Genomic DNA, 17,818 nt, shown 5'->3' with positions numbered 1-17,818 from the left:
TTATTGAGGAGAGGGTTTCTGTTGAAAAAATGGGGCATCATTGCATTAATCACTGTAGCTGTGCTCGGTGTGACAGCGGTTTTTAACCGAGCTGAAAGTGATGATGTAAATAAAGAAAAATTGAATTTATTATCGCCTTATTCAAATAAAGTAGACGTATATAGCATTACGTATCCTAGTGATAATTTAAAGATAAAAGGGTTTTTAGTACAGCCTAAAGACATTGCAGACAAACATTATCCGCTTTTAGTATATAATCGCGGAGGAAATCGAGAACATGGCATGATTCGCGCAAAAACACTTCAGTATTTGTCATACTGGGCAAGTAAAGGCTACGTCGTTGTTGCGACTCAATACAGGGGAAATGGCGGAAGTGAAGGAACAGAGACGTACGGCGGTAAAGATATTGACGACGTATTAAATCTTATTAAATGGGGAGAACAGCTTCCTTATGTAAATCACCAGCAAAAGGTAGCGCTAGGATATTCACGCGGCGGTATGATGACGTATTTAACGATGAAAAACGGCGTTAAATTTGATGCTGTTGTCGTACAATCAGGTATTACAGACATGTTTCAATTCTACGACCAAAGAGGGCCTGAAATGAAACAAGTGCTGCGGACAATTGTAGGAGATCCGGCGCAGTATCCAGAGAGGTATAAAACTCGTTCTGTTGTCTACTGGAGCGATAAAGTAAATTCACCTCTTTTAATTTTACAGGGTGATCATGATCGTAAAGTTCACCACACTCAGGCTGAAAAACTTGTGAAACAGCTAGATGAGCAGGGAAAAGAATACAAATATGTACTGTACAAAAATGGAGACCATCCGCTAACTGCTTATTATGATCAATACAACGCGGAAATTGATAAATGGTTTAAAATACATTTAGCTAAGCAGTAAAGAAATTGGAAGCAGTTTTGATGAATGGAAATAAGCAGCTTGTTTTATCCTACTACATGTAAGCATATAAAAAGGGGATGAAGCAAAATGACTCAGTCTAAAAGTCAAAAAGAGCGTCAGTGGAACGTACGAAAGCAATCACAAAACCCATCGCATGGAAAAGTAAAGTCTTTTGAAGAACTATCAGAAGAAATCACGCCTAAACGTAAATAAGCTAACCATCATATAAAAGAAGACACAAAAAAGGAGAGCTGAAGCTCTCCTTTTTCTATGTTTGTTTATGGATTTGTAGACCACATGCCCGCAGATTTGATAAAAATACGCGGATGCAGCTTTAATTGTGCTACCATAATTTCTGCTAGGTCTTCAGGCTGCATCACTTTATCAGGATTGCCATCCGTTAAGTTTTCTTTATATGCTAATTCCGTTGCTACTGTACTTGGTGTTAGAGCTGTTACACGAATATTGTGTTTGCGCACTTCTAGCGCTAAAGATTCAGTTAAGCCAAGCACGCCAAATTTTGAAGCGCTGTAAGCACTTGTAACGGGAGCGCCTTTTTGACCAGCAGTGGATGAAATATTGATGATGTCTCCACCATTTTTTTCGATTAATTGAGGTAGAACGGCGCGCGTTACGTAGTAAACGCCCATTAAATTCACATCAATGATTTGTTTCCACTCAGCTGGGTCTAGCTCTAAAAAGCCTCCGAATTTACCGATTCCCGCATTGTTGATTAAGATATCCGTTGCCCCTAATTTTGTATGTAGATGCTCAACTGCTGCGTTTACTTCTTCCATAGAAGAAACGTCTGCTGTTGCATAAGCAACTTGTACATCAAATGCTTCCAGTTCAGAAGCCACAGCCTTTAAATCTGCCTCTGTACGAGCAATTAAACCGATATTTACGCCTTCTTTTGCTAATTCAATTGCAGTTGAACGACCGATGCCTTTTCCTGCTCCTGTAATAAGAGCTACTTTGCCTTTAAGTGATTGTGCCATGTATAGACTCCTTTCAATGTTCCGTATAAACATTCTTCATAATAACGAAGAATTATCCATTACTATCCTATAGAAATGCACAAATGATGTCAAAAATAAAGATTATTAAAATGGCTTCAAGTATAAATTTCCTTTTCATACAAAAACTATAGAGACTAAAAAGAAGAAATTCCGTTTCTTTTCGTTCAATGTAGTGGAGGATGAACAATGCGTATTAAAAAACTATCGGAGTTAACGAATAAATCCAAACAGCGGAAAGAAAAAGCTGGTGAATCGAAGGACTCTAAGGCAACTAGTGCTTCTTCCACTGAGGAAGAGCAGAAATTGTCGGAGAGAGTGGGAGATAATATATTCCACATGAAAAAAGCATTAGGACAGAGCACGGACTTAGTGACAAGAGAGTTTCGAATTTCAATTGAAGAAAAATTCACTTTAGGTGTTGCTTACATCGACGGATTGGTAAATAAAGATGAAGTTGAACACTATGCGCTGGACTCCATTATGCATTATCACGATGAGCATTTAACTCATGATGACGGTGTCGTTAATATGTACGAATTGATTAAAAGCTATAGTTTGGCGGCCGGTGAAATTATGGAAGCCAAAACATTGGATGATGCTCTTCTTCATGTTTTATCAGGAGATACCGTGCTGTTTTTAGAAGGGTATCAAACGTGTATTGTGGCAAGTACAAGAGGGTGGAGAGACAGGGCTGTTTCTGAACCACAATCTCAGACCGTTGTAAGAGGACCTCGAGACAGTTTTACAGAAACACTGCGAACGAATACCGCATTGATTCGGCGCCGAATAAAATCTCCAAAACTTTGGATTGAATCTCAGCAAATAGGAGAGTTTACAAAAACGGATATTGCGCTCGTTTATATAGACGGCATTGCGGATGAACAGGTCATTCAAGAGGTAAAAGAGCGTCTTTCTAAAATTGATATAGACGGTATTTTGGAGAGCGGATATATCGAAGAGTTGATTCAAGATGAAGATTATACACCTTTTCCTACTATGCATAACACGGAGCGTCCAGACTCCGTGGCAGCAGGTCTTTTAGAGGGGCGGATAGCCATTTTAGTAGACGGTACACCTTTTGTATTGATGGTTCCTGCCCTATTTATTCAATTTTTTCAGGCGGCCGAAGATTATTACCAGCGCGCAGATATTAGTACATTGATTCGCTTAATGCGCTACATGGCATTTTTCTTAGCCCTTTTAACACCTTCTGCTTATATTGCTTTAACTACTTTTCATCAAGAGATGCTTCCTTTTGCTTTGTTAATTAGTATTGCAGCTCAAAGGGAAGGTGTGCCTTTTCCAGCTATTATTGAAGCGTTTATTATGGAAATCACGTTTGAAATTTTGCGAGAAGCGGGAGTCCGATTGCCTCGAGCAGTAGGTTCAGCTATTTCAATCGTGGGAGCACTCGTTTTAGGAGAAGCCGCCGTACAAGCTGGATTAGTATCGCCTGCAATGGTTATCGTTGTATCCATCACCGCTATTAGTAACTTTGTTTCACCGGTGTATGATATGGCCATTGCAGTAAGGATGCTGCGCTTTATTTTAATGGTTTTAGCAGCTACTTTTGGCTTGTTCGGTATTATCCTCGGGCTAATTTTAATGATTTTACATTTATGCAGCTTAAGGTCATTTGGAGTCCCTTATATGACACCTATGGCTCCCTTTGTGAAGCGTGATCAAAAGGATGTTCTAATTAGACGTTCAATCAAAAAAATGAAAACAAGGCCAAAGCTTATTAACGAGAAGAATATTTCACGTCAAAAGACGCAAAAAAACTAAACTGTGCAAAGGTGGCCGGTTACTATGAAAGCATTTCTGATGTTATGTATCTGTTCATTGCTGTTAAGCGGCTGCTGGAGCAGTCGAGAGTTGAATGAGCTAGCCATTACGGTTGCTGTCGGAATTGATAAAGCAGAAGATGGCATTATTGTTACAGTTCAGCTGATTAACCCTGGTGATATTCAGGCCAAAACCCCTACAAACGGGCCTTCTGTTACCACATTCTCTATTAAGGCTTCGTCTGTAATGGAAGGGTTAAGAAAAATAACGACAAAATCCCCGCGGAAAATTTATCTTTCTCATTTACGAATGCTAGTCATTAGCGAAAGCATGGCGGAAGAGGGTATTGCTGAAGTGCTTGATTTCTTTGCTCGGGATCATGAAGTGCGTACCGATTATTTTGTTGTTGTTGCTAAAAACACGAAAGCATCGAGCGTTCTGAACGTATTAACAACAATTGAAAAAATACCAGCTAACCATATGTTTGCTTCATTAGACGTCTCTCAGCGTATTTGGGCACCCACTAGAGGCGTAAAGTTAAATGAACTGATCAGTAACTTAACGAGCGAAGGAAAGCAGGCGGTGTTATCGGGAGTATTGGTCAAAGGCGACGTGAAAAAGGCAGGAGATATGTCGAGCATTTCCCGGACCAATCTGTCCACCCTGCTCAATTTTAAAGGATTAGGTGTCTTTCAAAATGATAAGCTGATCGGCTGGTTCAATGAAGACGAAAGTAAAGGATATAACTATATTACAGGAAATGTAAAAAGTACGTTAATTGTTATTCCATGCGAAGGAAAAGAAAAACAGCACGATATCATCGGAGTAGAAATGCTTCGAACGAACGTGAAGGTAACGGCTTCTATGAAAAACCATAAGCCTCATATTCACGTGGATTTAAAAGGTGAAGCAAACGTGGCAGATGTAGAGTGTCAAGTAAACTTACAGGACCCAGCTGTAATCAATATGCTCGAACGAAAAACAGCAGCGGACGTAAAAGAAAAAATGAATGACGCAGTGGAAAAAGCTCAAAAAGATTATAAAAGTGATATCTTCGGTTTTGGAGAAACGTTTTACAGACAAGATGTAAAGAGATGGTACAAAATGAAAAGAGACTGGAACAGAATTTACGCAGAAGATTTAACCGTCGATTTAGATGCCAAAGTTCAAATCCGTCGCTTAGGCACGTTAAATAACTCATATATGAAGCAAATGAAGCATTAAGGAGAAAGAAAATGGAGGGATTTATCGCCTTACTCGTACTTCTTGCTTATTTGACTAAAAAAATTATGATTAACTTCCGAAAGGAAAAGTATTACCGTGAAATCGTTGTCTATCTTTGTCTTATAGGTATGGGTTTATTCTTTTGGGGAGCCATTACACTCCGTAAAGAAGTACCTACGCCTCTGTACTTTTTAGAGGAACTCATTAAGCCTCTTACTAAAACCGTTCATCATCTGTTATTTACGTAAGCATGTAGGAGAGAAGGGGTGTATGATGCAAATAAAAGAATTTATTACTCCGAAACAACTTCTTTTTCTCATTTATTTTTTTTGTATCGGAAGCGCTATTTTGGCAGTTCCGGCTACGTTATTAGAAACGAATAGACAAAATGCCTGGGTATGTAGTGTGCTTGCTATTGGCTTTGCCCTTTTAATTGTTGCGGTGCTGTTATGGCTGATGCACCGTTACCCTCAGCAAACGTTCATTGAAATAGCTAAAAAAGCGCTAGGTCCTTACGCCGGAGCGTGTATGTCTCTTATTTACATTTTTTTTATGTTCATTCAATCTACGTTTTCCCTTCGAGATATCAGTACATTTATGACGACGCAAATTGTCCCTGAAACGCTGCCTACGTGGATTCATGCTCTTGTGATTTTAGCGGTTATATACGGAGGGTATTTAGGCATTGAAGTGATAGCGAGAACCGCGGAAATCTTTTTACCGTGGATCGTCGTCCCTTTTTTATTGTTAATTTCGTTAAATATTCCTCAGATGAAACTGGATCGTCTTTACCCTTTGTTTGAATTCCGCATGGATGATTTAGTGTTAGGGACCACGTATTTCTTAGGAAATCCGTTTATGGAATTGATTTTTGTGCTAATGATTACGCCTCATATAAAAGATGGCAAAAAGGTAAAAAGAATGATTGTTATCGGCACTGTGGCATCGGGCTTGACGATTACGATTGCAGTTGCGGCTTGTATATTAGCTCTTGGCGCGAATATTGCATCAATGCACAGCTACCCAGTTTATTTATTAGGAAAAATGATTTCGTTAGGTGCAACGATACAGCATGTTGAAGTATTAGTAGCTATTATTTGGATGTTATCTATCTTTTTTAAAGTTGTCATTGTGTTCTATGCTATTCAGTTAAGTATCGCTCAATTATGTAATTTACGGGTGCGCAATTTTTTGAGCTTTCCTTTAGGTCTAATCATTACAGGCGTGGCGTATTACATTATTCCAAATACAGCATACTTCAATTATTTTGAAAAATATTACTGGCCGTTTTATTTATTTGTACTAAGCGTCTGTTTTCCGTTGTTATTTATTGCGCTTTCTTATATAAAGAGAAATAAGGCAGCTAAAGGTGATAGAAGCCAACAAACATAGCATTATTTATACGTATGTGGTATAGTATACGATGACAATTCAAGAAGAAACGCCGTACACGTTTGTATATGTACGGGAGAGGTTCGAAAACTCCCTCTATAAAAAACTAAGATCATCGTTGATGACAAAAGACACGGTTTTAGCGTGTCTTCTTTCACGTGCTTTTCTATCAACACGTCTTTTTGACGTGTATGCTGGCGAGGACGTGTATCTTAGTTGCTTTTTAGGGAGATTGCTGGAAAAGAGCAGTCTCTTTTTTGTGTTATAAAATTAGTCACAAAGGGAACGAACGGTTCAATAAAGTTTCTTCTTCTTTTGATTTCAATCAAAAAGGAGACGAACAATAATGATGAAAAATGAAAAAGCTATTGTTGTATTTAGCGGAGGTCAAGATAGTACAACATGTCTATTTTGGGCTTTGAAAAACTTTAAAGAAGTAGAAACGGTTACTTTCCAATACGGTCAGCGTCATAGTCAAGAGATAGAGGTAGCAAAAGCTATCGCAGCTGATTTAGGTGTGAAGCATACCGTCCTAGATATGTCACTTTTAAATCAATTAGCACCAAATGCCTTAACGCGAGATGATATTGAAATTGAGCAAAAAGAAGGAGAGTTGCCTACAACGTTTGTGGATGGCCGCAATCTGTTATTTTTATCATTTGCTGCCGTACTTGCTAAAAACAGCGGAGGCCGTCATATCGTAACAGGCGTTTGTGAAACTGATTTTTCGGGATATCCAGACTGTCGAGACGTATTTGTGAAATCGTTAAACGTCACGCTTAATTTATCAATGGACTTCGAGTTTGTGATTCATACGCCGCTTATGTGGATTGATAAAGCAGAAACGTGGGCGTTAGCGGATGAGCTAGGAGCGCTTGAATATGTGCGTGAAAAAACATTAACGTGCTACAACGGTATTGTTGCTGATGGGTGCGGCGAATGTCCCGCATGTCAATTGCGAAAACGCGGGTTAGATCAATACTTGCAAACAAAAGAAGGAGGAGAAAAATAATGCTGCAACAAATGTATCCTCAAGTCTTTCATGACTATGAATATGAATTGAACAAAGATATGCAGTTTGCTGCGGCACATTTTGTTCCTCATACAGAAGCAGGAAAATGCCGTCAAGTCCATGGACATACGTATTTTGTAAATTTAACTGTTGCCGGAGATACATTAGACGAAGCGGGCTTTTTAGTAAACTTTGCGCTATTGAAAAAAATTGTTTCTGGTCAATTTGATCATACATTATTGAACGATCATTCTATCTTTAACGAAGAAAATCCAAATGATTTTCCTACAACTGAAGTTGTTGCTCGTAAAATTTATGAGTTGGTTCAAGAATATCTAGACACACTACCAAATAAGCCTTCTTGCGTACAAGTATTCGTGCGGGAAACGCCGACAAGTTACGTAGTTTACCGCCCAAAGAAGGTGAAAAAACGTGGCTAATACAATTCCAGTACTTGAAATATTCGGCCCAACGATTCAAGGGGAAGGAATGGTTGTAGGACGTAAGACGATGTTTGTTCGTACCGCAGGCTGTGATTATTCCTGCAGCTGGTGTGATTCAGCTTTTACATGGGATGGATCAGCTAAAAACGATATTCGTCAACTAACAGCAGAACAAATTTGGACGGAGCTTAAAGAAATTGGAGGAGAGTGCTTTGATCACGTCACCATTTCTGGAGGAAACCCTGCGCTTATCAAGGCGATTGGTTCACTTGTAGAGCTTTTGCACAGTCATGGGGTAAAAGCAGCTCTTGAAACACAGGGAAGCCGTTATCAGGATTGGTTCCTAAAGATCGATGATTTAACGATTTCTCCTAAGCCTCCAAGTTCATTAATGAAAACAAATTTCTCCGTATTAGACGATATTATAGAGACATTAATAAAGGAAAAACGCATGGCGCACATAAGCATAAAAGTCGTTGTATTTAATGATGAGGACTTTGAGTATGCAGCGTCTGTTCATGAACGTTATCCTGAGGTTCCATTTTTTGTTCAAGTAGGCAACGAGGACTTAACGACAATCGATAATGCGTCGTTAACACAAGAATTGCTTAAAAAGTATGAGTGGTTAATCGACAAGGCAGTGGCAGCTAAAAACATGAACGATGTAAGAGTTCTGCCGCAGGTTCACGCCCTTGTTTGGGGAAATAAACGAGGCGTGTAAGCGCATAGCAAAAAATTTACAAAGAAAAATAAAAACAGATATATACAAAATAAAAAAACGCTGTTAGAATGACAATCGTAGAAAGAGAGGAAATGCAAATGAGCGGTCGAAAAGATGAAGAATTAGAAGGTGTATCACTCCTTGGAAATCAAGGAACAAACTATTTGTTTGAATATTCACCAGAGATTCTAGAAGCATTTGATAACAAACATCCAAATCGTGATTATTTTGTGAAATTTAACTGTCCGGAATTTACGAGCTTATGTCCAAAAACGGGTCAGCCGGATTTCGCAACCATTTATATTAGTTACATTCCAGATGAAAAAATGGTGGAAAGCAAGTCGTTAAAGCTTTATTTGTTCAGCTTCCGTAACCATGGAGATTTCCATGAAGACTGTATGAATATTATTATGAATGACTTAATTAAACTGATGAATCCAAGATATATTGAAGTATGGGGAAAATTCACACCACGCGGCGGGATTTCAATTGATCCATATACAAACTATGGCCGTCCTGGTACGAAGTATGAAGAAATGGCTAATTATCGCCTGATGAATCATGATTTATACCCAGAAACAATTGATAATCGTTAATTCGAACAAACAGGTTGTGTATGCAACCTGTTTTCCATTGCAAAAACAACAGATGAGAAGGTGAAAGAATGTCACAGAGATCAGCATTAGTATTAGGTGCAAGCGGACTTGTTGGTCAAGAACTTTTAAAAATGTTATTAAGCAACAGCTTATATAACCATGTGACAGTGTTTGTTCGAAAAAAGCTACCAATCGAACACACAAAGCTACGTCAGCTTGAAATTGATTTTTCAGAGCTTGATAAGCACGAAGAATGCTTTGCAGTTGATGATGTATATTGCTGTTTAGGCACGACAATGAAAAAAGCAAAAACAAAAGCGAAATTCATTAAAGTTGACTACGAATTTCCTTTAAAAGCGGCTAAATGTGCAGAAAAATATCGCTGCAAAAACTTTTTAACGATTACAGCAATTGGTGCTGATCTTCGTTCGCCATTCTTTTACAGTAAAGTAAAGGGGCAAGTAGAAGAAGATATCGCAAGCTTGTATATCCGTTCTACTCACTTTTTCCGCCCATCGTTATTATTAGGCAAGCGCCAAGAGTTTCGCCTATTTGAAAAGCTTGGGGGATACACGTTAAAGTCGTGTTCATTTTGCCTTGTAGGAAAGTGGAGAAAATATCGTCCAATTAAAGCGTATAACGTAGCCAAATCCATGATGAAAGCTGCACTTGAAGATAAATGTGGTGTTCATGTACATGAAAGCCAAGACATCTATACAGGTGAATGCTATTATTCGTTTACCAACGGCAAGCGCGTGTTATCAAAATAAAAAAAGCCTCTTCATAAGAAGAGGCTTTTTTCTATCTTCCGTCAGCATCCGCGTTCCCATCACCATCACCATCGTGATCGTGATTAGAAGCAGATTCACTCCAGCTTGTGTAGGAGTTAGAATCTTCTTCGGCATAATTCATGGGTTCAACGGATGTTTTTTTATTTGAAGTTTGCTTGCGTTTAAAAACGAACTGCACGATGAAAAAAAGAATGACAATAAGTGCAACGATAAACAATACAGTATCAAACATGCTAGTAATTCCTTTCAGTAAGTAGGTAGTAGTAGCTTGTTCTTATTGTCACACGAAAATAAGACCCTTTCAAGAAAAAATGGGGCCTGGTTTTGTTTCTTTAAGGAAACTTTTTTTATCTTAGCCATATATTATTGTATGAAGAAACATTTTAGAAAAGAGGGAGTACAGTGAAAAAAAGTTCGAAGGATGTTAAGGTTCAACAGTATATTTATCTCATGTATAAGCTGGGAATTATTACAGAAGAACAAAAGAATCAGTTCTTTCAAAACCACTAAAAAAGCAACCGTTTTTGCGTTCCGGTTGCTTTTTCCCTTTACATAGCGGGATTAATAATCGTGTAGTTTTTGTGGTTGACAACAGTTCGCTGTTCTAAGTCTAAATCCCGGTAGTTTGTCATGTAAGTCAAATCAACAATCACGGAGTTTTCATTTACTTTTTCGACAATGCCCTGTAAGCCATTTTTAAATTCTATCAAGTTTCCTACCTCTGCTATTTTCATCATTCATCGCTCCTTTGTTTTAAATTAGTTCATTATTAATTTTTTAAATAATTTTAATTTTAAAAATAGTAAAACTAGTTAGCGTTTTCTTTTTTTACAATTTTGCCTTAAAACTGGGAATTAGTAAAGGGTTTTTTGAAAAAATATAAAATAAAATTGAAAAAACAAGTAAAATGTGCTGAGGAATAAAAGGAATTGGTAGCTTTAACGAAAGAGAGAAGCAACACAGTTCCATCTTTGTTCATCTTTCGTTATAATAAACGAGGTATAATCTTGTCATAAATTATAAGAATTAGAAGGTGTAGAAATTGAAAGATACTGGACTCGTGCTCGAAGGAGGCGGTATGAGAGGCCTTTATACAACCGGAGTTTTAGATTACTTTATGGAAAGAAATCTGTACCTTCCGTATGTAATTGGCGTTTCAGCCGGCGCTTGTCATGCCACTTCTTATTTATCTAGACAAATAGGAAGAAGTCGCAAAGCTAATTTAGATTTTTTAGAGGATCCTCGCTACTTGTCGTGGAAAAATTATTTTAAAACAAAAGAGATATTTGGAATGGATTTCGTTTTTGATGAAATTCCTAATCAGCTTCTTCCATTTGACTTTGAGGCATTTGCTGAGCGTACAGAGAAGCTTGTAGTAGGAGCAACGGACTGCGTGACGGGAGAACCCGTTTATTTTGATGAGTATGATCGGGATATTTTGACAGCGGTTCGCGCTTCTAGTTCCCTTCCATTTTTAGCACCTGTCGTTACATATAAAGGAAAAGAGCTGTTAGATGGAGGAATCAGTGATCCGATTCCAATCAAAAAAGCAGTGCAGGATGGATATAGAAAAAATATTGTTGTGCTAACGCGAAACGAAGGATATCGAAAAAAGAAATCAAATATGCTTTGGTTATTGAAGCGCAAATATCGTCATTATGATGGGCTGACTCGTGCGCTTGAGAACCGCTATAAATTGTATAATGAAACATTGTCATATATTGAAGAACAGGAAAGACAGGGGAATATCTTTGTGATTCGTCCGCAATCCCCTCTTGTAGTAGGGCGAATTGAGAAGAATCGTGAGCGTCTCGACGCTCTTTATAACCAAGGATATAAAGAAGCTGAAGCTCAATTTGCGTCTCTGCAAAATTGGCTGAACAGCTAAAAACGAGGTGGAACTGAATGGATGAACAAACAGTAATCAATATGTTAAATGAGTTAAGTGAAGGAAAAGTAACCGAAATTAAAGTTAAAAAAGAAGACTTTCTTGCTTTTCGCCCTTTTTTAGTAAATCGCCCTGATTTCAAACATTTTCGTGGAATCGCCGGACGCGGAGGCGATTTTACCTATACGTATCTAGAAATTCCTAGGAGTTAAACGAAATGATGGCATTATTTGATTATGCCTTATATAATGGATGTATGAGCCTGTACAGTAGAGAATATACTGTTACAAGTGCTTGTGCGTTTATTTAGTAACGTATAGTAAGAGCGAATAAACGTGTTTAGTTATAGGAGGGATATTATGGATGAGTTTCGAAAAAGTACAGCACCTTTTTATTTTGCAGATCATATATGGAAAGATAAAAATGGAATGACGACTTATGGGATGCTGTTAACGAACCGGCCCGAAGATGACGGGGACTATGACCTCCATTCGTTATTAGAAGAAGCATATGTAGATCATAAAAAAATTCTAATTACTACTGTTTACGACAACAGTGAACAGCAGTTGACCGGATACGTGATACATTTATCAGATGATCAAGACGTTTTTACGTTTATGGATGATACGGGTGCTAAACTAGTGATTGATTTCTATGATGTTGTAGAAATTGAGATCGAAGATTAAAAAGAGCTGAATGTTGATTACAACATTCAGCTCTTTTGTGTAAAAGTAGATGAATTTAAATGTTTATCATAAGAATTATAAGGGAAAAACGAATGAAGAAATTTCTGATTAAACTGAAATAAGGCGGGAAAATATACCTGTATTTTAGAAAAATTACCGTGATTATGACAAAAAATAAGGTACAATGTCATATTTGTGTTCCGAACGTAATTTTGTTCATCAAACTTAAAGAAATGTAATTGAATCGTTCGGTGAAACCCCCATATAGCTATGATAGAGTAATACCATACGAAATTTCAGGAGGTATTACCTATGAAACATAGTTATATGAAATCAATGGTAGTAGCTTGTTTAGCTACTCTTTCATTTATAGGTTTTAATGCAACAGCTACGGCTGCAACTAATTATAAAGTAGTCAAAGGCGATAGTCTTTGGAAGTTAGGTAAAAGATATAGTGTAACAATTGACGATATTAAAAAATTAAACAATCGTCAAGGAGATATGATTTATATTGGTGAAACATTAGCTATTCCGAGTAAGACAAAAGTGCTGGCTGCTGAAACAACGGAACCTTCAACGGCAGCACCTGCTAATACGGCTAAGCCAGAACCAAAACCAGAAGCCAAACCTGCGAACCAGGAAACACCTGCAGTTTCGATTTCGGCAAGCGAAAAAGATTTATTAGCTCGCTTAGTAGAAGCCGAAGCAAAAGGCGAATCGTATGAAGGAAAAGTAGGGGTAGCAACAGTAGTGTTAAACCGTGTAGATTCTCCGAAGTTTCCAGATACGGTAACAGGAGTTATTAAACAAGTTGTCGGAAAAGCATACGCTTTTTCACCGGTTCAAAACGGATCAATTAACAAACCTGCTTCAGAAGATTCGAAAAAAGCAGTAGAGCAAGCGTTGACTAGAAAAGATCGTTTAGACGATTCCATTTACTTTTATAATCCAAAAACAGCTACCGATAACTGGATTCGTTCACGTGCTGTAATTAAAACAATTGATCATCACGTGTTTGCTAAATAAAAAAGAGGCTGCAACAAAAGTATTTTAGACGAAGTGAAAAACGAACCATTGATCACATGTTGATCAATGGTTCGTTTTTTTTTTGATGGTGAATATAGTTTTATCTGTCTCGTTCCTTCTAGCAGTTGATTGGGTTCATTTCGTTATGTGTCAACCTCTTTTTTTAGTCTAAAAAGATATCTCGTTCCAAACTGCCTTCAGAACCCGTTAAAACTAGACCAATATCGGTATCAGCTTCTAAGTTCTGAACGATGGTAAAAGGCACTTTATGTTGGTTAGCCACTTGAATATAAGGGGAGAGGTATGAATAAGACAAAGAGCCATTTAAAAACAAATGACCGTCTTTCACTTTTTTTAAAAGAGGCTTTATTTTTGCTGCATCCTTTTTCATGACTTGCCCTTTTTTTAGCGCAATTTCAATATTCTCACGTAGAGCAGTTAAGAAATATCTTCTTTCGTCTCTTTTTGTTTCCTTTGCTCCGTACATTCCTCGTTCTAAGTATTCTTCTAGTTGATCAGACATTATGTCACTTCCTTTCGTTATAAACTATAAACGATTATGGATATAAGTAAAAGGGACAGGAAAAAAGGAAAATCATTGTGCTATATCACCTGTTTTTTTGCTGAGTACAAAGAAAAACAAAAAATGTGTTGAAATTTAGCCTAAAATATTGTTTAATGTAAATAGATAGAAAATCATATCGGTTTTTTATTAAAGGTTTGTAAGCGATTACAGATATACATACATAGCAGCGTTTGGGGAGACGCTCCTATGATTTTATGTTCAAAGCGCATTGTATAAAAAGGGGATTATATAGCTTTAGGGCATATACGGTCAAGCAAAGGGTCAGATAAATTAATAAAAAATCGCTATGTATTTTCATAAGAAGAACGGTCAACATGTTTGTTGAGCGTTCTTTTTATGCGTTCATATTATATTTATTCCTCATTGCAGCAGCTGCTGAAAATTATAAAGGTACATTCCTCCTTTGCTCTCTCTTATTTTACATAAGTTACATGTAGTATGTTTCAAAGCCTTAAAAAATATATGGCTGTACGCTTGTTTGATCCTAACGAGGTGATAGAAAAAGAATATTTTTTAAGAAATCACAAAAAAAGAGGCGATTGCCTATGCAAGAAGTAGGTGAATAACATATGTAATAAAGAGAATGAAATATAATTTGAGGAGGCATGTATCATGCAAGAATTTGATATTAATGACATAAGAAGACCATTTGGTGGTTTTGGAGGCTTTGGCCGTCCAGGATTCGGTTTCGGTCGCCCGGGTTTTGGTTTCGGTCGTCCTGGTTTTGGCTTCGGCCGCCCGGGGTTCGGTTATGGCTTTGGTCGCCCTTGGGGTTGGGGCTTTGGAGCTCCATTTCTTGGAGGATTAGTTCTTGGAAGTGCATTAGGAGGTCCAGGTTATTACGGTTATCCAGCACCATATTATCCGCCGTACCCACCATATTATTATTATTAAAACAGTGAGCGCTGATAAAGCGCTCTTTTATTATGTCCAATTCAAGGTATATATAGAATGCATGCAAGACGCTACGTTTAGAAAATGATAACAGTTTTAAATAAGGAATGAACGCTTAAGCTAAAGGAGACAAGTTTTCCTTGCAACAATTGTTGATTTTGCTATAATAACTTCGGTGGCATTTTTGGTCACTGGGTGGGCGAGGGATAGATGAAAAGAAGGAAATTAGATTGAACGCATTATTTGAAAAGTTGTTTCGTTTAAACGACCACCAAACAACTGTCGGAAAAGAAAGCTTAGCTGGGGTCATTTCATTTCTTTCCATCGTGTATATTATTGCTGTTAATTCAACCATTTTGTCTGATGCTGGTATTCCGCTTGAAGCAGGAATATTCGCAACAGTGGCTTCGGCTTTTGTAGGCTGTGTTATTATGGCTTTTTGGGCAAATGCGCCTCTCATTCTGGTGCCAGGTATGGGGATTAATGCATTGTTTACGTATACGATGGTTCAATCAATGGGGTTATCTTGGCAAGAAGGGTTATTAGCAGTAGTGATATCCGGCTTTCTTTTTATAGCATTAGCTTTTTCACGACTGTCTGCCAAAATTGTTTCTTCGATTCCGCATTCGTTAAAAGAAGCGATAACAGTCGGTGTTGGCTTATTTTTAACATTTATCGGTTTGCAAAAAGGGAAGCTTGTAGTTCCAAGCGAAAACACTTTTGTAGCACTTGGAGACTTGTCAGATCCGTTTGTAATCAGTACGCTGTTGACGTTAATTATCACAATCGTACTGTTTATCCGAAATGTGAAAGGTAACTTTTTGTTAAGCATGATTGCTGGATCCGTCCTTGCCTTCTTACTTGGTGTAAGAAGCAGTGCAGAAAAAGGACATTCCGCTGGGAGCGTGAACGACTTCTTTAGCAGCTTTGGCACATTGTCTTTTGGAGCTATTGGAGACGTTGCGTTTTGGGCAGCTGTCTTTTCATTAACAATGGTATTGATTTTTGAAAATATCGGGTTGCTGCATGGTCAGCTAGGTATGATGAATCAAGATAGCAAATTTCCGCGGGCCTTTCAAGCAACAGCTGCCTCAGCGTTACTAAGCGGCGTGTTTGGAACAAGTCCAACGGTGTCTTCTGTAGAAGGAGCATCTGGTATTGCAGCTGGAGGGCGAACGGGTTTAACATCGCTGATTACAGGAGTTTTATTTTTAAGTTCACTTCTGTTTATTCCATTTATCAAGCTGGTTCCAGATAGTGCTATTGCACCTATTCTTATTGTTATTGGAGCACTAATGATTCAAAATATCAAAAACATCAATTTACAGGACTTAACAGAAGGTTTCCCTGCATTTTTAATTATTGCGCTTATTCCTCTTACGTACAGCATTGCTGATGGAATTGCATTTGGGTTCATTGCGTATCCACTGCTTAAATTATTCCTTGGTAAAATGCGTGAAGTATCGATGTTTATGTATGTAAGCGCGCTATTGTTTTTCTTGAATTTTGTGCTGCATTATATTGCTTAAAATAGACGGCTGAGTACTTTTGCTCAGCTGTTTTTTGTGTTTGCGGTAAAGAATCCTCTTTTTAGATATCATACTCCGTATTTCGTGTCCTTTGGTTAATCAGCCGCTTCTAAAATGATGTTTCCTGCGTAAAGTAGTACAGAAGTCGGAGGGGATATAAGGGGGAGAAAACGATGGGAATTAAATTAATTAAAATATCAGCCGTTTATTTTGGAATTGGCATCATATTGGGGTATTATATGTCAATTGTTCACAGCTACGCTTTGACGCCTGTTCACGTGCACATTAATTTATTAGGATGGACGTCGCTTACGTTAGCGGGACTTATTTATTATTTGTTTCCTGCGTTTAGCGAAAGTAAATTAGCTAAACTGCACGTATGGTTGCATAATATAGGATTACCGGTCATGATGATTGGTTTATTTCTCATGATCGTACTAGAAAACCAAGCTTTTACACCCCTAGTGGCAGTAGGAGCAACACTTACGGCTATTGGCGTTTTAATTTTCGTATATCACACCCTTAAAAATTTGAAACCTGAACGATAAACCAAGAAGGTCGTTGACGATGGCTGCTAATTTCAAAAGGAAAAAGAACCAGCTATAGCGAATATACATGTAAACAAGGTGAAAGTGCGATTTACATAAAGGTGTGCTAGGCATCTTTATAAGGAGGGGTAAGCTGCAGGAATTTCTAGCTCTTATAAAAGCCAATAAAAGGGCTGATTATAAGTTTCTTGCGGCGGAGATACTATGGGAGAACATCAACAATTAGTGCGTGTTAGGGAGCTAGCAAATGAAATTATTCGACTTCGTCTTCAAGACCGTACGACTTATGACGAATTAGAGTTGCAAAATAATGTAGAGTTGTTGTCTCGTTCTGTGGTTGACTTAGTAAACATTATGTTAGCCGAAGATGTGGATTCGTCTACGTCTTTAAAAGCTACAGCTTCTAAAATGAAAATGGTGTATAATAACATGCATCAAGCTGAGAAAAAAGATTATTTGCATTTCTAATTGCTAGGCTCCTTTTCGCCACAAACGAAATGGAGGTGTACGAGGCAGATGCTATCGTCACTAACGACTTCTGAAGCTATTGTAGCATCCGTTCTTGCACTGGTTGTCATTGCCGTTTCCATTATCTTTTTTGCCACTCTTATTATGGTTGTTGTTCGACGAGAAAGAATCAGCAGCTTGGTTAATCATGGAGAGCATGCAGATGGGAAGCAAAAAAGCTTAGGTGATTTTTTTCGTTCTTTACGAAAAAAATAACTACCGTTTTCTTATTAAATAGATAAAAGCGGTCAATTTAAACGTTGACCGC

At 37.9% G+C, this 17,818-nt stretch carries 24 protein-coding genes and 1 riboswitch; of the genes, 20 read left to right on the top strand and 4 right to left on the bottom strand.

The window, feature by feature from the left end:
* Nucleotides 1-21 precede the first annotated feature (21 nt).
* Together ACRPLY_RS15205 and ACRPLY_RS15200 are read left to right on the top strand one after the other, a co-directional pair.
* Nucleotides 22-903 carry an alpha/beta hydrolase family protein gene (locus ACRPLY_RS15205; protein ID WP_028414154.1) on the top strand — a complete coding sequence of 294 codons (882 nt, stop codon included), beginning with the start codon at nt 22-24 and terminating at the stop codon, nt 901-903.
* 87 nt (nt 904-990) lie between these two features.
* Nucleotides 991-1,116, top strand: coding sequence for a DUF6254 family protein (locus ACRPLY_RS15200; protein WP_013082238.1), 126 nt, complete (start codon nt 991-993; stop codon nt 1,114-1,116).
* Nucleotides 1,117-1,181: 65 nt separating this feature from the next.
* Here the strand turns inward: ACRPLY_RS15200 and ACRPLY_RS15195 are convergent, their stop codons facing one another.
* Entirely contained in the window at nt 1,182-1,901 is a 720-nt protein-coding gene (locus ACRPLY_RS15195) for a 3-ketoacyl-ACP reductase (RefSeq protein WP_028414153.1), read from the bottom strand.
* A 207-nt stretch (nt 1,902-2,108) separates the two neighbouring features.
* Between ACRPLY_RS15195 and ACRPLY_RS15190 the strand changes: the two genes are divergently transcribed.
* From ACRPLY_RS15190 to ACRPLY_RS15150, 9 genes are all read left to right on the top strand, one after another.
* Nucleotides 2,109-3,707, top strand: a complete 1,599-nt coding sequence (locus ACRPLY_RS15190; protein ID WP_028414152.1) for a spore germination protein — start codon at nt 2,109-2,111, stop codon at nt 3,705-3,707.
* 24 nt (nt 3,708-3,731) lie between these two features.
* A complete protein-coding gene (locus ACRPLY_RS15185) occupies nt 3,732-4,931 on the top strand; it encodes a Ger(x)C family spore germination protein (RefSeq protein WP_028414151.1) in 1,200 nt (399 codons plus the stop codon).
* 11 nt (nt 4,932-4,942) lie between these two features.
* Nucleotides 4,943-5,179, top strand: a complete 237-nt coding sequence (locus ACRPLY_RS15180) for a hypothetical protein (protein WP_033578382.1) — start codon at nt 4,943-4,945, stop codon at nt 5,177-5,179.
* 22 nt (nt 5,180-5,201) lie between these two features.
* Complete coding sequence (locus tag ACRPLY_RS15175) at nt 5,202-6,323, top strand: GerAB/ArcD/ProY family transporter (protein ID WP_028414149.1); 1,122 nt, start codon at nt 5,202-5,204, stop codon at nt 6,321-6,323.
* A 72-nt stretch (nt 6,324-6,395) separates the two neighbouring features.
* Nucleotides 6,396-6,439: riboswitch (PreQ1 riboswitch) on the top strand.
* 230 nt (nt 6,440-6,669) lie between these two features.
* Nucleotides 6,670-7,335, top strand: a complete 666-nt coding sequence (gene queC, locus ACRPLY_RS15170; RefSeq protein ID WP_028414148.1) for a 7-cyano-7-deazaguanine synthase QueC — start codon at nt 6,670-6,672, stop codon at nt 7,333-7,335.
* The gene (gene queD, locus ACRPLY_RS15165; protein WP_013055983.1) at nt 7,335-7,775 is read left to right on the top strand and encodes a 6-carboxytetrahydropterin synthase QueD; all 441 of its coding nucleotides are present in this window, start codon (nt 7,335-7,337) and stop codon (nt 7,773-7,775) included. The genes queC and queD overlap by 1 nt, the downstream gene beginning before the upstream one ends.
* Nucleotides 7,768-8,499 (top strand): 7-carboxy-7-deazaguanine synthase QueE, encoded by a 732-nt coding sequence (queE, locus tag ACRPLY_RS15160; RefSeq protein WP_025749424.1) that lies wholly within the window; start codon nt 7,768-7,770, stop codon nt 8,497-8,499. Before queD ends, queE begins: the two co-directional genes overlap by 8 nt.
* Nucleotides 8,500-8,597: 98 nt before the next feature.
* Nucleotides 8,598-9,095, top strand: coding sequence for a preQ(1) synthase (gene queF, locus ACRPLY_RS15155; protein ID WP_013055985.1), 498 nt, complete (start codon nt 8,598-8,600; stop codon nt 9,093-9,095).
* A gap of 68 nt (nt 9,096-9,163) precedes the next feature.
* Nucleotides 9,164-9,865, top strand: a complete 702-nt coding sequence (locus ACRPLY_RS15150; RefSeq protein ID WP_028414147.1) for an NAD(P)H-binding protein — start codon at nt 9,164-9,166, stop codon at nt 9,863-9,865.
* Nucleotides 9,866-9,896: 31 nt separating this feature from the next.
* On the opposite strand, the gene ACRPLY_RS15145 is transcribed toward ACRPLY_RS15150, so the two are convergent.
* Both ACRPLY_RS15145 and ACRPLY_RS15140 read right to left on the bottom strand, forming a co-directional pair.
* Nucleotides 9,897-10,118: a hypothetical protein gene (locus ACRPLY_RS15145; protein WP_047751404.1), complete on the bottom strand. Its 222-nt coding sequence runs from the start codon at nt 10,116-10,118 to the stop codon at nt 9,897-9,899.
* Between the two features lie 316 nt (nt 10,119-10,434).
* On the bottom strand, nt 10,435-10,620 hold the full coding sequence (locus ACRPLY_RS15140) for a YkvS family protein (protein ID WP_013055988.1): 186 nt from the start codon (nt 10,618-10,620) through the stop codon (nt 10,435-10,437).
* A gap of 308 nt (nt 10,621-10,928) precedes the next feature.
* On the opposite strand from ACRPLY_RS15140, the gene ACRPLY_RS15135 reads away from it, so the two are divergent.
* The 4 genes from ACRPLY_RS15135 (at nt 10,929) to ACRPLY_RS15120 (ending at nt 13,486) form a co-directional block, all read left to right on the top strand.
* Complete coding sequence (locus ACRPLY_RS15135) at nt 10,929-11,774, top strand: patatin-like phospholipase family protein (protein WP_028414145.1); 846 nt, start codon at nt 10,929-10,931, stop codon at nt 11,772-11,774.
* Between the two features lie 17 nt (nt 11,775-11,791).
* Nucleotides 11,792-11,986 (top strand): hypothetical protein, encoded by a 195-nt coding sequence (locus ACRPLY_RS15130; RefSeq protein WP_033578384.1) that lies wholly within the window; start codon nt 11,792-11,794, stop codon nt 11,984-11,986.
* Between the two features lie 147 nt (nt 11,987-12,133).
* Nucleotides 12,134-12,460 (top strand): hypothetical protein, encoded by a 327-nt coding sequence (locus ACRPLY_RS15125; protein WP_013082248.1) that lies wholly within the window; start codon nt 12,134-12,136, stop codon nt 12,458-12,460.
* Nucleotides 12,461-12,772: 312 nt separating this feature from the next.
* A complete protein-coding gene (locus tag ACRPLY_RS15120) occupies nt 12,773-13,486 on the top strand; it encodes a cell wall hydrolase (protein ID WP_165635670.1) in 714 nt (237 codons plus the stop codon).
* Nucleotides 13,487-13,649: 163 nt separating this feature from the next.
* Here the strand turns inward: ACRPLY_RS15120 and ACRPLY_RS15115 are convergent, their stop codons facing one another.
* Entirely contained in the window at nt 13,650-14,009 is a 360-nt protein-coding gene (locus ACRPLY_RS15115) for a YueI family protein (protein ID WP_033578386.1), read from the bottom strand.
* Between the two features lie 675 nt (nt 14,010-14,684).
* Between ACRPLY_RS15115 and ACRPLY_RS15110 the strand changes: the two genes are divergently transcribed.
* The 5 genes from ACRPLY_RS15110 to ACRPLY_RS15090 all read left to right on the top strand — a co-directional run bounded on the left by ACRPLY_RS15110 (nt 14,685) and on the right by ACRPLY_RS15090 (nt 17,766).
* Complete coding sequence (locus ACRPLY_RS15110) at nt 14,685-14,966, top strand: hypothetical protein (RefSeq protein WP_033578387.1); 282 nt, start codon at nt 14,685-14,687, stop codon at nt 14,964-14,966.
* Nucleotides 14,967-15,196: 230 nt separating this feature from the next.
* Nucleotides 15,197-16,495, top strand: a complete 1,299-nt coding sequence (locus tag ACRPLY_RS15105) for an NCS2 family permease (RefSeq protein ID WP_028414142.1) — start codon at nt 15,197-15,199, stop codon at nt 16,493-16,495.
* 173 nt (nt 16,496-16,668) lie between these two features.
* Nucleotides 16,669-17,043: a cytochrome-c oxidase gene (locus ACRPLY_RS15100; protein WP_099000146.1), complete on the top strand. Its 375-nt coding sequence runs from the start codon at nt 16,669-16,671 to the stop codon at nt 17,041-17,043.
* Nucleotides 17,044-17,247: 204 nt separating this feature from the next.
* On the top strand, nt 17,248-17,511 hold the full coding sequence (locus tag ACRPLY_RS15095; protein ID WP_013055998.1) for a hypothetical protein: 264 nt from the start codon (nt 17,248-17,250) through the stop codon (nt 17,509-17,511).
* A gap of 48 nt (nt 17,512-17,559) precedes the next feature.
* A complete protein-coding gene (locus tag ACRPLY_RS15090) occupies nt 17,560-17,766 on the top strand; it encodes a hypothetical protein (protein WP_014461041.1) in 207 nt (68 codons plus the stop codon).
* Nucleotides 17,767-17,818: the final 52 nt, after the last annotated feature.

Origin of the sequence: Priestia sp. TGN 0903, from assembly GCF_050846855.1 — a bacterium.
In the GTDB taxonomy this organism is placed as follows: Bacteria; Bacillota; Bacilli; order Bacillales; family Bacillaceae_H; genus Priestia; species Priestia zanthoxyli.
The sequence above is the reverse complement of the archived record's forward strand: the minus strand, read 5'-3'. Positions and strand labels throughout refer to the sequence as shown.